The following is a 14797-nucleotide window of genomic DNA, read 5'->3' on the forward strand; positions in this document are numbered from 1 at the left end:
GCGAGCTGACCGATCAACCCGGCGGTGCGGGCGAGCAACGCGAAGCCGCGCAGGAGCTCCAGGGGCAGGCCGAGGTCCGCCAGCGCCGCACCGCACGTGCCGGCGCCGTTGAGCGGCAGCGTCTTGCCGAGCACCTGCGGGTGGACGCGGCCGATCGCGGCGAACAACTCCAGGTGCGGGCCTTTGAGGCCTTCCTCCTCGGCGATCTGGAACAGGCGCGGGGTACGCGGGTCGCCGTTCTTGTGGACGTGGTGGCCGAGGCCGGGGATGCGTGCCCTGCCCTGCTGTCGAAGCGTTTCGAGCGCGATGGCGTCCCAGTCGAACGGCGGTTCGACCGTGCTGACGACGTCGTGGAGGAACCGGCCGCAGTCCTCGGTGACGCCGAGGAACCGGGAACCACCACCGAGGAGTCCGGCCGCGAGCGCGCCCTGGACCGAGTCCGGTGCGGAGAGGTAGGTGAGGCGGGTGACGATCGCGGTCGGGGTGAAGCCGTGGTCGGCGAGGGCGGCGAGCACGGCTTCGAAGAGGCGCGTCTCGCCCGTGCTGGGCAGGCGTTGGGTGGCGAGCCAGAACGCCAGCTCGCCGAAGCCCACGTTGCCCATCACGTCGTTGGCGAGGTCCTGGCCCAGCAACGTGATGGTGTCCGGGGTGGAGGCTCCCAGCGCGGTCTCGTAGATCTCAGCCACTGTCCTCCTTCAACCAGGCACGCAGTTCCGCACCGTGCTCATCGAGTTGCGGCGGCGGCAACTCGTAGACCGCGGGCGTCTCCGAGAACCGGATGGGATGCCGGGTCGTCGGCATGCCCCCGACCTCGACGACCGGGTCGAGCCCGAACCGCTCGGCCATCGCGAACCCGCCGTCGATCGTGTTGATCGGCCCGCACGGCACCCCGGCCGCCACGAGCAGGTCGAACCACTCGACAGCGCCACGCGTCCGGAGGCGTTCGAGCAGCAAGGGCCGCAGTTCCTCGCGGTTGCGGGTGCGGTCGGCGTTGCGCGCGAACCGCGGGTCGTCCGGCACCTCGGAGAGCCCGAGCACCTCGCACAGCTTGCGGAACTGGCCGTCGTTGGCCGCCGCGACGATCAGGTCGTTGTCCGCGGTGGGCAACGGCTCGTAGGGGAAGACGCTGGGGTGCGCGTTGCCCATGCGGTAAGGCACCACACCGCCCGCCACGTACGCCGAGCTGTGGTTCACCAGTCCCGTCAGCGCCGACGAGAGCAGGTTGACCTCGACGAGCTGGCCCTGGCCGGTGGCGTCGCGGTGGCGCAGAGCCGCGAGGATGCCGATCACCGCGTGGTTGCCCGCCATGACGTCGAAAACGGAGATGCCGGCGCGGTACGGCGGCCCGTCCGGATCACCGGTGAGGCTCATCAGGCCGGAGATCGCCTGCACCATCAGGTCGTAGCCGGGGACGTGCTTGCCTTCCCCCGCACCGAAACCGGTGATCGACGCGTAGATCACCTTCGGGTTCGACGCGCTGACCGCGGAGTGGTCGAGCCCGTACTTCGCCAGGCCGCCCGGTTTGAAGTTCTCGATCAGCACGTCCGCGCGCCGGGCGAGTTCGCGGGCCAGCCCGGCATCGGTCTCGTCGCGCAGGTCCAGAGCGATGGACCGCTTGCCGCGGTTGATGCCGAGGTAGTAGGTCGAGACGTCGTCCCGCACGGGCGGCATCCACGTGCGGGTCTCGTCTCCTTGTGGCCCTTCGACCTTCACGACCGAGGCGCCCATGTCGGCGAGCAGCATCGTCGCGTACGGGCCCGCCAGCACGCGCGAGAAGTCCGCGACGAGCAGGCCGTCGAGTGGGCCCATCAGACGGACGTCCTGGTGTCGCCGCGGTACTCCGTGTACGTGTAGGGGTTGTCGAGCACCTTCGACTCGGGGATGTCCGGGTTCATGCCCTTCTCCCACGCCTCGTCGCCGAGCTGCTTGCGCAGATGTTCGACGGTCTGCTCGACCTGAGCGCGGATCGCTCGCAGGTCGACGCCGATGAGCCGGTGGTCGCGCTTGACGATCCTGCCGTCGACGATCACGGTGTCCACATCGGACCGCTGAGCCTGGAACGCGACGTGCCCGTACGGGTTGAGCAACGGGAACATGGCGGGCGAGTTCTCGTTGCGCAGCAACACGAGGTCGGCTTTCTTGCCGATTTCGACGCTGCCGAGGTCGTCGCGTCCCAACGCTCTCGCGCCACCCGTGGTCGCCCACTCGACGACGTGCTCGGCTCGCAGCGACGAGTGCGTGACGGTGTCGTTGCGAGCATGCGCGGCCATGTGCTCACGTGCCCGGTCGGCGCCGAGCGTGGCGCGCATCGCGGAGAACAGGTCGCCGCTCCACCACACCGAGGTGTCCATCGACAGCGACACCGGGATGCCGTGCTGCCTGATCGCCCAGGTGGGCGGATAGCCCTGGCCCGCGCTCTGTTCGCTCTCGGTCGACACGGAGATCGAACCGCCGGTCGCGGCGATGCGGTGGTAGGAGTCGGCGGACAGCGTCGCGGCGTGCACGTAGATGGACTGCGGCGTCATGAACCCGTTGTCGTGCATGAGCTTGATGCCGTCGTCGTTCGTCGCGCCCCACACACCCGCGTGTGTGGTGACGGGAACGCCGAGATCCCGTGCCACCTCGAACGCGGGCTTCTCCGGGAAGGTCGGATCGCCGGTGACGTCGAACGCGAGCTGGAAGCCGAGCATGTCGTCGTTGCCCATGCGGCGGCGCACGAAGTCGAGGAACTCGGGCTTGGCCGTCCAGGAGGCGGGGCTGTCCTGGATGTTGCCGTACGCCAGGACGAACCTCCCCGGCACCGCGCGCAACGCGGCGACCGCGGCTTCTGCGTGGTCGGTGGTCTGCAGGCCGTGCGACCAGTCGACGGTCGTGGTGACCCCGGCGTCGAGCGCTTCTGCCGCGGCGAGGAGGTTGCCGGCGTGGATGTCCTCCGGCCGGAAGACCTTGCCCCACTCCAGGTAGTACCAGACGAAGTACTGCGTGAGCGTCCAGTCGGCGCCGTAGCCGCGCATCGCGGTCTGCCACATGTGCCGGTGGGTGTCGATCATGCCCGGCATGACGAGGCCGTGCGACGCGTCGACCTCCTCGCTGCCTTCCGGGACCTGCAACCGGGGCCCGATCGCGGAGATCCGGTCGTCCACCACGAGGACGTCGTGGTCGACCAGCACCTCGTGCGAGCCGTTCATCGTCAGAACGGTGCCGTTTCGCAGTACAACCGGACGTCGTTCGCCGACCATCGGGGACCTCCTCGACCGGCATGCGGACAGGTGTCCGTTGAATCCTCAACCTTCTCCGGCCGGGCGTCAACCCCGCTCAGGCTCAGGCTCAGGCGACGACGACGTGCGGCACGGTGGCGAGGCGGGCGAAGTCGGCGCTGATGTCCCCGGCGGCCTGCAACAGCAGCGGCAGGTGGTGCTCGACCAGGACCTCGACCGACGTCTCGGCCGCGTGGCAGTTGACGTTGAGCCCGGCGATCACCGTGCCGGCCCCGTCCCGCAGCGGCGCCGCGATCGACCGGATGCCCGGCGCGAGCTGCTGGTCCGTCATGGCCCAGCCGCGGGCCCGCACGTCCCGCAGCTCGGCGTCGCGTTCGGCCGCGCCGGGCTGCCACTTCGGTGTCAGCCCGGACCGGGTCGGCTGAGCGAGCACCGCTTCCAGCTCCTCGGCGGGCAGTGCGGCGAGCTGGACCTTGCCCAGCGAGGTCTGCAGTGCCGGGAACTTGGTGCCGATCTGCACGGACAGCGTGACGATCTTCGGCACCGCCACCCGTGCCACGTAGACGATGTCCGACCCGTCGAGCTGGGCGATCGACACCGACTCGTTGGTGCGCGCCCCGAGTCGTTCCATGTGCGGCCGCGCGACCTCCCACAGGCCGGTCGACCGCACGTAGGCGACACCCAGTTCGAGAACCCGCGGAGTGAGCGCGAACCCGGTCTCGTCCTGCCGCGCGTAGCCCAGCTCGACCAGCGTGAGCAGGATGCGCCGCGCGGTCGGCCGCGCCAGCCCGGTGGCCGCCGCGACCTCGCTCAGCGACATCACCGGGCGCCGGGGCTGGAACGCGCGGATCACGTCCAGGCCGCGGGCGAGCGCCTCGATGAAGTCGGGGCCGGTGTCGGGTCGCGCAGGCATGAAAGCAGGGTAGCGGACACTTGTCCGTTGGCACTTTCCGTCGATTCGAGAGAATTCTTCAAAGGACTGCTCGAAGAATGCGTGCCGAACGTCAGCGCACGTGTTCCTGGCTCAGGCCGTGGATTCCCGCACCACCAACCGGCAGGGCTGCCGCACCACCCCTGCCGCCCGTGATCCGGACAGCGCCGCGGCCAGGTGCGCGACGGCGGTCGTGCCCAGCTGCCGCAGGTTGAGGTCGATCGTGGTCAACGGCGGCGTGCAGTCCGCGGAGAAGATCTCCCAGTTGTCGTGACCGACGATCGCCACGTCGTCGGGCACCCGCCGGCCGAGCGCGGTGAGCGCCTGCGCGACACCGCTCGCGATCTGGTCGTTGCCGCAGAAGATCGCGTCGACCTCGGGCGCGGTCGCCATCAGCAGCCGGGCCGCGTGCCGTCCCCACCGTTGAGACCACTCGCCGTGCAACGGCTGACCGCCGGCCAGAGGCAAGTCGTGTTCGGCGAGAACCGCGCGCACGGCGGCGACGCGATCCCGCACGGCCCGGTAGTGCTGCGGCCCGGTGATGTGCGCGATTTGCTTGCGCCGCAACGCGATGAGGTGCTCGATCGCGAGCCGTGCCCCGCCCTCGTCGTCGGGGACCAGACACAGGTCGGCCGGGTTGGTCGAGCGGCAGTGCACGTACACCGCCGGTACTGGCAGATCGGCCGTGAGCGAGGCGCGGACGTCGTTGCCGTCGCCGACGACGATGAACCCGTCGACCTGACGGGCCAGCAGCGTGCGGATGTAGTGGTTGCGGCGGATCGCGTCACCCCGCGTGTCGCACCACAGCACCGACATCTCCTGGTCCGACAACGCGTTCTCGGCGCCGAGCAGGATCGGGACGGCGAACCGGCTGTCGAACTCGTCGGTGAGCAGGCCGATCGTGCGGGTGCGGCCGGCCACCAGGCCCTGCGCGAGGACGTTGGGCTGGAACGACAGCTCGCCCGCCGCCCGCAACACCCGGGCCCTGGTGGCCGCGGCGACCTCGCCGCGGTCGTTGATCGCCTTGGACGCGGTCGCGATCGACACGCCCGCGCGCCTGGCCACGTCCCCGAGCGTCACCGCCTCCGACCGCCGCCTGCCCATCGAAACCCTTTCGAATGCGATTCGACTGCGCGTTCGACGACTTCTGCTGCTGACGGCGCTTTGTCGAAATCGGTTTCGGTCACCAGAGTGCTTGGTGGGGCTCAGATGCGCAATCCTCGGTCGGTGCGCATCAAGGCCTGCTGATCACCGCGGTGACGGTGATGTCGACGTACGCGCCGATCATGAACCGCGGTGCGCGGATGCCCAGCGTCCTGCGGTCGAGCCGCGTGGTCGCCGTCATCACCGTCTCACTGTCCGTTGTGGACAGTTCGACCACACCGCTCAACTCGGTGGACGTGCCCCTGGCCTGGAGCGTGCCGGTGACCTCCCAGCCGTTTTGGGCGGGCCGGCAGGACGTGGCGGTGAACGTCATCGTCGGGTGCCGGTCGAGGTCGAGCAGGCTCGGTTTGCGCAGGTCGAGGTCGCGCTTGGCGATCCCGGTGTCGATGGCGCCGAGGTCGAGCGTGCCGTGCACGCCGCGCAGCTGCCCGTTCGCGTCGATCTCCACGGATCCGGCCGTGACGGGCACGGTGCCGTGCGCCTTGCGGCCCAGGTTGCCGACCTGGAACGACGCGGAGCTGCGGGTGAGATCGGCCTGCCACACACCGGTGGTCAGGGTCCTGGTGGAAGTCATGACAGTGCCTCTCCGTGCTCGAAGACCTGGTGGACGGGGTAGATCTCGACCCGGTCGGCTCCCGGCAGCAATGCCGGGTCCTCGCCGGGCAACAGCGTGGTGCTCATGATCGCTTTCTGGGTGTCGATGAGCGCCTGCTCGGTCTCGGCGATCGACACGACGACCTCGGAGCCGTCGTCCCGCCGGAGCACGTACGTCCTGATGTTGCCCGGCACGGCGAGCGCCGCGGGCTTGATCCGCTCCTCGTTCGCGAAGTCCTCTGCGGCCAGCTGCTCGGGGCCGCGAGGCCGGTCGAAGTAGGTGAGCTGTGCGTACATGGTCTGCCTCCTTTGCGTTGCCCAGAAGTCTTGGGCGTGCGAGGGCGACGCGGATCCGTGCCAGTACGGAGTGCGGTACTGAACCGGCACCGGGAGGCGATACTCCCTGCGTGGAGGTCCCGATCCTCGGCCGCGACCGCGAGCTGGCCGAACTGCGCGCGGCACTGGTGGCGGCGACGGGCAGGCTGGTGCTGATCGGCGGCGACGCGGGCATCGGCAAGTCCCGGCTGGCCACGGCCGCGGTGGAGATGGCTGCTTCGTACGGCATCCCGGTCGCGCGCGGCCAGGCCGTGGACGACCCCGGCATGCCGCCGCTGTGGCCGTGGCGCCGGGTGGCTCGTGAGGTGCCGGCGCTGGCACGGGTGCTGGTTTCCTCGCATTTCGACCCGGCTGATGCGACGTCGAGGTTCGCGCTGGTCGCCGACGCGGTCGACGCCCTCCTCTCGGCGGCGGGCACTGGCCTGCTGATCGTGCTGGAGGACGTCCACTGGGCGGACCAGACGTCGTTGCGCCTGCTCACGCAGCTGGCAGGGGAGCTCGGCGGCGCCCGGATCGTCGTCCTCGCGACCTATCGCGCCGACCCGCCCGCTGATCTGCTGCGGTCCCCGGCGGCCCACGTGCTGCGGCTCGGTGGTCTGACGCGGGAGGACGTGGCGGGCTGGGTGCGGCGCGTGACCGCGGTGGCCGACCCCGACTCGCTGGCCGCGCGGCTGACCAGCGACACCGGTGGCAACCCGCTCTACGTCCGGATGCTGCTCGACCGGATCACCGACAGCGGTGAGATCACCGGCCATCCGGAGCTGCGCAAGCTCGTCCTGTCCGGCTTGGACGGGATGAGCTCGGCGGCGCGCGAGGTGCTGGGCGCGGCAAGTGTGCTGGGCGAGCGCGTCGAAACGCTTCTCCTGGAAGCCGTCACGGGCATCTCCTCGTTGGGGCCGTTGCTCGACGAGGCCGTCGCCGCGCGGGTGCTGGCGGCCGATCCTCTCGCCTTCACGCACGCCCTGGTCCGGGACGCGATCTACCAGGACCTGGCGCCGTCGAAACGCTTCGACCTGCATCGACGGTGTGCGGAGGCCCTGATCGCGGCCGGGGGAGCACCCGGCCGGATCGCCGTCCACTGGAGCCGCTCGGACGCTCCCGACGAGTGCTCGCGCTGGGCCACGGCGGCGGCCCACGCGGCCACCGCTGATCTCGCCTACGACGACGCGCTTCGGTTCGCAGCGCTCGCGTTGTCGTCGGCCACGCGGGACCGGGCCGCGCTGACGCTCGACCTGGCCAGGGCCGAGTTCCTGTGCGGTGACGTCGACAGCAGCCTCGACCACTGCCGCACCGCGAGCCGCCTGGCCCAGGACGCGGACGATCCCGATCTCATGGCCGAGGCAGCCCTGGTGATCACCGGGCTGGGCGGCCCGGACCTGCTGGCCGCCGTCGACCACCTGTGCGTCCAGGCCCTGCAACGTCAACCGTCGGACGTGCTGCGCGCGCGGTTGCTGGCCCGTCGCGCGATGGCCGCCACCGCGACGGGTTCCGGTGAGCTGGCTCGCTCGTTGTCCGCCACCGCGCTGGAACTCGCCTCGGCCGTCGGCGACCCGGACGCCGAGCTCGACGGCATCCACGCCCGCCACCTGTCGTTGTGCGCACCGCAGTTCCGTGCCGAACGCGTGGAACTGGCCCACCGCGCGGTGGCGTTGTCGGGGTCGGCCCGCCAGCCCCACGCCGAGCTGTGGGGCCACGTGTGGCTGGTGGACGCGGCGTTCCAGATCGGCGACCTCGCCTCCGTCGACCGCGAACTCGCCTTGATCGAACAGTTCGCCGCTGCCCGCCGGCACCCGATCGCCTGGTGGCACCTGCACCGCCTGCGCGCCACCCGTGCGGCCCTGGTCGGCAAGCTCTCCGTTGCCCTGGAACACAACGAGACCGCCCGCGCCCTCGCCGAACGCATCGGCGCCACCGCCGCCATGGGCATGTACTACGCGTTCCTGCACTGGCTGGCGCACCTGAACGGCACCATCGACGCGGCCTCCGCCGAAGAGGCCCTGGAAGTCCTCGACCACGTGGCCGACATGCCGCTGGCCCAGGTCTACGTCCCGTTCCTGCACGCCCTGCGCGGCGACACCGACCGGGCGCGGGCGACGTTCGAGGAGTTCCGCACCATGCCCGCCACCGTCGAGGTGGGCCCGATGTGGGCACCGCTGCTGAGCCAGATCGGCGTGGTGGCCTGCCTGCTCGACGACGCCGAGACCGCCGCCCTCGTCTACTCCAGACTGTCCACATTGGAGCCGGACTACTCCGCGGACGGCTCTGGCGCGGTGTTCTGCAGCGCCGCCTCGCCGCAGCTGCTCGGCGATCTGGCGATGACGTGCGGCAACGTGTCCGTGGCCGCCTCGCACTACCGCCTGGCCGCCGAGATGAACGCCCGCATCGGCGCCCGCCCGTTCCTCGCCCTGAGCCGCCTCGGCCTGGCCCAGGCCCTGGTCTCGCTCGGCTCGACGGCGGAGGCGCGGACCTTGGCGGCTCAGGCGGCGTCCGAGTTCCGCGCCCTGGACCTGCCGCTGCGGCTGGAGGCGGCCGACCGGCTGCTGCGGCGGATCGGGGCGGAGGAACGGGCCGCGGATCCGTTGTCGCCGCGCGAGTCCGAGGTGGTTTCGCTGGTCGCGCAGGCGTTGACCAACCGGGAGATCGCCGCGCGGCTCGTGCTGTCGGAGCGGACCGTGGAGACCCACGTGCGCAGCGTGCTGGCGAAGCTGGGGCTGCGGACGAGAACCGAGATCGCCGCCTGGTCGTTGCGATCCCGGCCCTAGACCGTTTGCCTCCACCCGATCGGCCCTGCCCGCTGCCGCCCGGCCCTGGAACCGTGCTGTGGCATGGGTAAACGAAGAGTCCTGGTCTTCACCATCGCCCTGGCGACCATCACCACCCCTTCGATCGCCGCCCCGGCAGAGAACGGCACAGCCGCCTATGCCGTCAGCGGTGTGCGCACTGTCGAGCAACGCAGCCAGATCACGAGAATCGGTGCTGCAATCGACGAAGTCGAGGAGCACGGAACGGTCTTGGTCACCGCGACCAAGACCGAAGTTCGTGCCATGAGAGCACAAGGGTTCGGCGTCGAGCCCGTGCCCGCGCGCACGGAGGAAGGCGCGGCGGTCGGACCGTTCGACTTCCCCGTGGCGGACTCGAACTACCACAACTACGCGGAGATGACCGCCGAGATCGACCAGGCGGTGGCGCGCCATCCCGGCGTGATCAGCAAGAAGGTCATCGGCCGGTCGTTCCAGAACCGCGAGATCGTCGCGCTGAAGATCAGCGACAACGTGGCGGCCGACGAGAACGAGCCCGAGGTGTTGTTCACCGCGCACCAGCACGCGCGCGAGCACCTGACCGTCGAAATGGCGCTGTACCTGGTGAAGCTGTTCACCGAGTCGACCGAGCCGCGAGTGCGGGCGCTGGTCGACTCCCGCGAGATCTGGATCGTGCCCGACGTCAACCCTGATGGCGGCGAGTACGACATCGCCACCGGAAGTTATCGAAGCTGGCGCAAGAACCGGCAGCCCAACACCGGTTCCACGGCCGTCGGCACGGACCTCAACCGCAACTGGGCCTACAAGTGGGGCTGCTGCGGCGGTTCGTCGGGCAGCCCGGGCAGCGACACGTACCGCGGCGCGCGGGCCGAGTCGGCGCCGGAGGTGAAGGTCGTCGCCGACTTCGTGCGCAGCCGTGTCGTCGCCGGCCAGCAACAGATCAAGGCGTCCATCGACTTCCACACCTACAGCGAGCTCGTGATGTGGCCGTTCGGCTGGACCTACGACGATGTCGCGCCCGGCCTCACGAAGGACCAGCGCGACACGTTCGCCGCGATCGGGCAGTCGATGGCGGCGACGAACGGCTACACGCCGCAGCAGGCCAGTGATCTCTACATCACGGACGGCTCGATCCGCGACTGGTTGTGGGGTGCGCAGGGCGTGTTCTCGTACACGTTCGAGATGTATCCGGGTGAGTCGGGCGGCGGAGGCGGTTTCTATCCGCCCGACGAGGTGATCCCCGCGCAGACCTCGCGCAACAAGGAGGCCGTGCTGCAGTTGCTCGACCGCGCTGACTGCCCGTACGAGGCGATCGGCAAACAGGCGCAGTACTGCTGATCGTGCGGCAGGAAGGCCAGGTGATCACCAACCTGGTGATGCCGAAGGCCCGCGCGGGGCTGAGCCGGGACGAGCTCGTCGAACACTGAGAACCACCACGTCCCTCTGATCCTCAGCCTCGCGCCGGCTCCGGCCTGCTACGCCCGCAAGGTCCGGGGCGGCGGAGGACGAGGCACGGTTCCTCGACCGCTCGCGCACGCGGTCGTGGACGGTCGAGGAACGCGTCAGCTGACCCGCAGCCCGACCGCCAGCGTCAGCTCCAGAACGCGGCGCGGCGACCCGAGATCCGGGAACAGCTCCCGCAGCTGCGACATCCGGTAGCGGACGGTCTGCGGGTGCACGAACAACGCCGCCGCCACCTCATCGCGCCGCCCGTGATGCAGCAGCCACGCCCGCAGCGTCTCCTCCAGCTTGCGTGCGGTCGCGTCCGGCAGGGCGTGCAACGGGGCGAGCGCGCGCGTACGCAGATCGGCGAATGCGTCCACGTCGGCGCTCAGGACCAGTTCGGGCAGATGGTCCTCGGTGTCGCGGATGTTGGGGGAGAGGGAGCGCGCGCGTATGGCTCGTGCGTACGAGGCGGACGCACGGGTCCATGGACGCGCCGGGCCGACCACGGCGGTGCGGTCTTTCAGCTGCCTCATGAGATGCGCGCGGTCGGCGTCGGGCACCAGCAGCACGCCGAGAGCGTCCGGCAGGTCGTCCAGCACCAGGGTGCTCGAGTCGAGCGCGCGGTAGGCGGGGCGGGTCTGCGCGGCGGGCAGCAACACGGCGGTCAGCGACGTGGGTGGCTGCCAGCCCGCGCGTTGAGCCGAGGCCACCAGGACGTCGGAGCCCGCTCCGGAGAGCAGGTCGCGGGCCAGCTGTTCCAGGTGACGCTCGTGGGCCAGGCCTCGGGCAGCGAGCTCGTCGGCGTGACCCGCGGCGCTCGCGGCGGAGAGCTCGTCGATGTAGGCGAAGGTCAGCTCGGCGAACTTGGCGACCTCGGCAGCGGGCAGACCGGCGGGAACGGCACCTGCGGCCAGACCTCGCCAGGCCACGCGGGCGCCCACGCGGTAGGCGCTGAGCAGGGCGTCCATCGAACGGCCGTCGCGGACCTCGCCGCGGCCCAGCTCGTAGGCGGCATCGCCGGCGTCGCCGCCGGTGGCGTTGCCCGACGCGAGGTCGAGGTAGTGTCCCAGCGCCGTGCGGACGGCTCGGCGGATGGTGCCGCCCATGCGTCCGGAAAGTGCGTTGGCGTACGACGGGACCTCGTCGATGATGGCCTGCACGACCTCGTCGGCGGTGGTCTTCAGGGCCGCGCGGAGTGCGGTGACAGTCGTCTCGTCGAGGGCCAGTTCGGTGGCCCTCCGGATTGCTTGGCTCACGTTTTGTTCCCTGCGAACAATTCAGCCGACCAGATTCACGTCCTGCGGACAGGACTTTACGCCCTGAGGCGCATCAAGCTGGAGTCATGACGAGTGCCGCCCTTCGCAGCAGGGCGTGGAAACTGCTGGAGATGGTCACGACGCCGCTGCTGCCGGCGGACTACCTCGACCTGGTCAGCCCGCTTCGTGCGGGCGCTGACCTGCGAGGACGTATTGAGGCCGTGCACCCGGAGACCCCGGACGCCGCCACGATCGTGATCAGGCCGGGCAAGGGCTGGCGAGGCCACGTGGCCGGTCAGTACATCCGGGTGGGCGTCGACGTCGACGGCGTGCGGCTGTGGCGTGCCTACTCGGTGACCTCGCCGACGCGCCGCCAGGACGGCCGCATCACGATCACCGTGAAGGCCATCCCGGACGGGAAGGTCAGCAACTACCTGGTCCGCAGGGCGCGGCCGGGCATGATGATCCAGCTCGACCAGGCGACCGGCGAGTTCGTGCTGCCGAAGACCAAGCCCGCCAAGGTGCTCTACCTGACGGCGGGCAGCGGCATCACCCCCGCGATGGGCATGCTGCGCGACGCCCAGCTCGACGACGTCGTGATGGTCCACTCCGCGCCGCGCAAGCAGGACGTGATCTTCCGCAACGACCTGCACGACCTGGCCGCGGACGAGAACCTCCGCCTGGTGGAGCTGCACACCGACACCGACGGCATGCTCGACATCGCCCGTCTCGACGAGCTGGTGCCCGACTGGGCCGAGCGCGAGACCTGGGCCTGCGGTCCGACCGGCCTGCTCGACGCGGCCGAGGCGCACTGGGCCGAGCACGGCATCGCCGAGCGCCTGCACACCGAACGCTTCCGCCCCACGGTCGTCGTGGTCGGCGACGGCGGCGAGGTCACGTTCGGCACCACCGGCAAGACCGTCGACGCGGACGGCGCCACGCCGTTGCTGGACGTCGGCGAGGCCGCGGGCGTGCTCATGCCGTCCGGGTGCCGCATGGGCATCTGCTTCGGCTGCAGCACGCCCCTCAAGGCGGGCGCCGTCCGCGACCTGCGCACCGGTGAGATCACCGAGGCCGAGCCGGGAGTGCTGGTGCAGACCTGCGTGTCCGCCGCGGCCGGCCCGTGCGAGCTCGAACGCTAGCCACAGACCTTCTTCCTCCCGCGAAGTGGCCTACCCCCAGCCACTGTCTCCCCGGAAAGCGAGCTACATGACCGCCATCGACCCCACCGCCCACCTCACCGACGAGCAGATCGAGGAGCTCGGCCGCGAGCTCGACGCGATCCGCGACGAGGTCATCGCCAGCCGAGGTGAGAAGGACGCCGCCTACATCCGCAAGGTGATCGCGTCGCAGCGCAAGCTCGAACTGGTCAGCCGGGGCATCCTGCTGTTCTCGATCTTCCCGCCGGCGTGGATCATCGGCACCGCCGGTCTGTCCGTCGCGAAGATCATGGACAACATGGAGATCGGCCACAACATCCTGCACGGCCAGTGGGACTGGATGCGCGACCCGAAGATCCACTCCTCGACCTGGGACTGGGACCACGTCTCGCCCGCCGAGCAGTGGAAGCACTCGCACAACGAGCTGCACCACAAGTACACCAACGTGATCGGCAAGGACAACGACCTCGGCTACGGCATCATGCGCGTGGACGAGGACCAGAAATGGCACCCGATCTACCTCGCGCAGCCGCTGTGGAACTTCATCAACGCCTGCTTCTTCGAGTACGGCATCGCCGCGTACGACCTGGAGCTGGGCAAGAACCTGCACAAGCGCCGCCGCAAGAGCCCCGAGTTCCGCGAGCGGGCCAAGGCCGTGGGCCGCAAGATCCGCAAGCAGGTGCTCAAGGACTACGTGATCCACCCGCTGCTGTCGGGCCCGTCGTTCCTCACCACGCTCGCCGCGACGTTCACCGCGAACCTGATCCGCAACCTCTGGTCGCACTCGGTGATCATGTGCGGTCACTTCCCGGAGGGCGTGCAGGTCTTCGAGCGCCGGTCGATCAAGGGTGAGACGCGCGGCCAGTGGTACCTGCGCCAGATGATGGGCTCCGCGAACATCAGCGGCAGCAAGGCCATGCACTTCATGACCGGAAACCTGTCCCACCAGATCGAGCACCACCTGTTCCCGGACCTGCCGAGCAACCGGTACGCCGAGGTCGCGGTCAAGGTGCGCGCGCTGTTCGACAAGTACGAGCTGGAGTACGTCACCGGGCCGCTGCCCAAGCAGGTGTTCTCCGCGTGGCACAAGGTCTTCCGGCTCTCGCTGCCGAACAAGAAGCCCAAGGTCAAGACGCCGGACCGCGAGAAGGAACTCGTCGCGGCCTGACAACCTGCACGTGGGTTGCGAACACCTGTTCGATAGAGTTGACGTTTCGAACAGGTGCCAGCAACTCCACGTGAGGTTTCGATGGCGGAATCGCCGGAACACAAGTTTCTCTCCGAATCTGCTGTTCGGATCATGGAGGAGGGCTCCGCCTCTCGTCTGTACGCCTGCATGGAGGCGGAGAGAAGCCGCTACGACTACACCTGTCAGCTTGCGAACGGCTTGAGGACGATCGCGTCTGGTCAAACCCTGTGGAAGAACTCGCGCGGCGTCGAGAAGGACATCCGCACACTGCTCTCCGCGTCCGAGTCCGACGTGCTGGTGTACGTCGCCCGGGGCACGATGTCGAACCGTGCTCTGCTGAGCGAGGTCGTCAGCGACTACCGGAAGACGATGCCGGCGGAAGGGTTGCGGAAGCTCCGGGTGTTCTGGGTGCCGGAGAGCTTCAATGCAGACAGGGACCACGATCGCGAGCTGGTGTACGAACTGCTGAAGCGTGAGATCACCTCCGACCTGCTCCTCTCGGTGGTTCTCGGCGGGCTGGATAAGCGCGATGTCGCCGCGTTCACCTCGTGGTGCAACGGGTCTGGACTTCACCTCGCGGTCCTGGCGCACACCGCGCGATCAGGTTTCGGCAACTTCACGCACCTCGCGAAGGCCGTCGGTGCCGGTCCTGCGCCTGCGAAGCAGGCAGTCATCATGCTTTCGTCCGCCGGTTTCATCAAACTGGACGAGAACGCCCGCGAGACAGGTTCGATCTACCGGGTC

Annotated in this window: 13 protein-coding genes; 5 read left to right on the forward strand and 8 right to left on the reverse strand. The window is 69.6% G+C overall.

All coding sequences use genetic code 11. The features are described 5' to 3' along the window. The 7 genes from ABZX92_RS41310 to ABZX92_RS41340 form a co-directional block, all read right to left on the reverse strand. Positions 1 to 686, reverse strand: a 686-nt coding sequence (locus tag ABZX92_RS41310) for a citryl-CoA lyase (RefSeq protein ID WP_355570934.1), incomplete at its 3' end; no start/stop codon positions are given. Beyond that, positions 679 to 1809 (reverse strand): CoA transferase, encoded by a 1131-nt coding sequence (locus ABZX92_RS41315; RefSeq protein WP_355570935.1) that lies wholly within the window; start codon positions 1807 to 1809, stop codon positions 679 to 681. The genes ABZX92_RS41315 and ABZX92_RS41310, both read right to left, overlap by 8 nt. Continuing rightward, positions 1809 to 3239: an amidohydrolase family protein gene (locus ABZX92_RS41320; protein ID WP_355570936.1), complete on the reverse strand. Its 1431-nt coding sequence runs from the start codon at positions 3237 to 3239 to the stop codon at positions 1809 to 1811. The genes ABZX92_RS41315 and ABZX92_RS41320 overlap by 1 nt, the downstream gene beginning before the upstream one ends. A gap of 88 nt (positions 3240 to 3327) precedes the next feature. Further along, the gene (locus ABZX92_RS41325; protein ID WP_355570937.1) at positions 3328 to 4131 is read right to left on the reverse strand and encodes an IclR family transcriptional regulator C-terminal domain-containing protein; all 804 of its coding nucleotides are present in this window, start codon (positions 4129 to 4131) and stop codon (positions 3328 to 3330) included. A gap of 111 nt (positions 4132 to 4242) precedes the next feature. Beyond that, the gene (locus ABZX92_RS41330; RefSeq protein ID WP_355570938.1) at positions 4243 to 5214 is read right to left on the reverse strand and encodes a LacI family DNA-binding transcriptional regulator; all 972 of its coding nucleotides are present in this window, start codon (positions 5212 to 5214) and stop codon (positions 4243 to 4245) included. Between the two features lie 169 nt (positions 5215 to 5383). Then, on the reverse strand, positions 5384 to 5887 hold the full coding sequence (locus ABZX92_RS41335; RefSeq protein ID WP_355570939.1) for a YceI family protein: 504 nt from the start codon (positions 5885 to 5887) through the stop codon (positions 5384 to 5386). Beyond that, entirely contained in the window at positions 5884 to 6204 is a 321-nt protein-coding gene (locus ABZX92_RS41340; protein WP_355570940.1) for a hypothetical protein, read from the reverse strand. Before ABZX92_RS41340 ends, ABZX92_RS41335 begins: the two co-directional genes overlap by 4 nt. Positions 6205 to 6314: 110 nt before the next feature. On the opposite strand from ABZX92_RS41340, the gene ABZX92_RS41345 reads away from it, so the two are divergent. Together ABZX92_RS41345 and ABZX92_RS41350 are read left to right on the forward strand one after the other, a co-directional pair. Beyond that, positions 6315 to 9005 (forward strand): AAA family ATPase, encoded by a 2691-nt coding sequence (locus ABZX92_RS41345; RefSeq protein WP_355570941.1) that lies wholly within the window; start codon positions 6315 to 6317, stop codon positions 9003 to 9005. 63 nt (positions 9006 to 9068) lie between these two features. Further along, positions 9069 to 10340 (forward strand): M14 family metallopeptidase, encoded by a 1272-nt coding sequence (locus tag ABZX92_RS41350; RefSeq protein WP_355570942.1) that lies wholly within the window; start codon positions 9069 to 9071, stop codon positions 10338 to 10340. 224 nt (positions 10341 to 10564) lie between these two features. Here the strand turns inward: ABZX92_RS41350 and ABZX92_RS41355 are convergent, their stop codons facing one another. Further along, on the reverse strand, positions 10565 to 11704 hold the full coding sequence (locus ABZX92_RS41355) for a helix-turn-helix domain-containing protein (RefSeq protein ID WP_355570943.1): 1140 nt from the start codon (positions 11702 to 11704) through the stop codon (positions 10565 to 10567). Between the two features lie 86 nt (positions 11705 to 11790). On the opposite strand from ABZX92_RS41355, the gene ABZX92_RS41360 reads away from it, so the two are divergent. From ABZX92_RS41360 to ABZX92_RS41370, 3 genes are all read left to right on the forward strand, one after another. Continuing rightward, positions 11791 to 12846 carry a ferredoxin reductase gene (locus ABZX92_RS41360; protein WP_355570944.1) on the forward strand — a complete coding sequence of 352 codons (1056 nt, stop codon included), beginning with the start codon at positions 11791 to 11793 and terminating at the stop codon, positions 12844 to 12846. Positions 12847 to 12913: 67 nt separating this feature from the next. Beyond that, on the forward strand, positions 12914 to 14032 hold the full coding sequence (locus ABZX92_RS41365) for an acyl-CoA desaturase (protein WP_355570945.1): 1119 nt from the start codon (positions 12914 to 12916) through the stop codon (positions 14030 to 14032). A 132-nt stretch (positions 14033 to 14164) separates the two neighbouring features. Beyond that, a partial coding sequence (locus ABZX92_RS41370; protein WP_355570946.1) for a hypothetical protein occupies positions 14165 to 14797 on the forward strand: 633 nt, incomplete at its 3' end.

The sequence above is a fragment of the Lentzea sp. NPDC006480 genome (assembly GCF_040611995.1).
Lineage (GTDB): Bacteria > Actinomycetota > Actinomycetes > Mycobacteriales > Pseudonocardiaceae > Lentzea.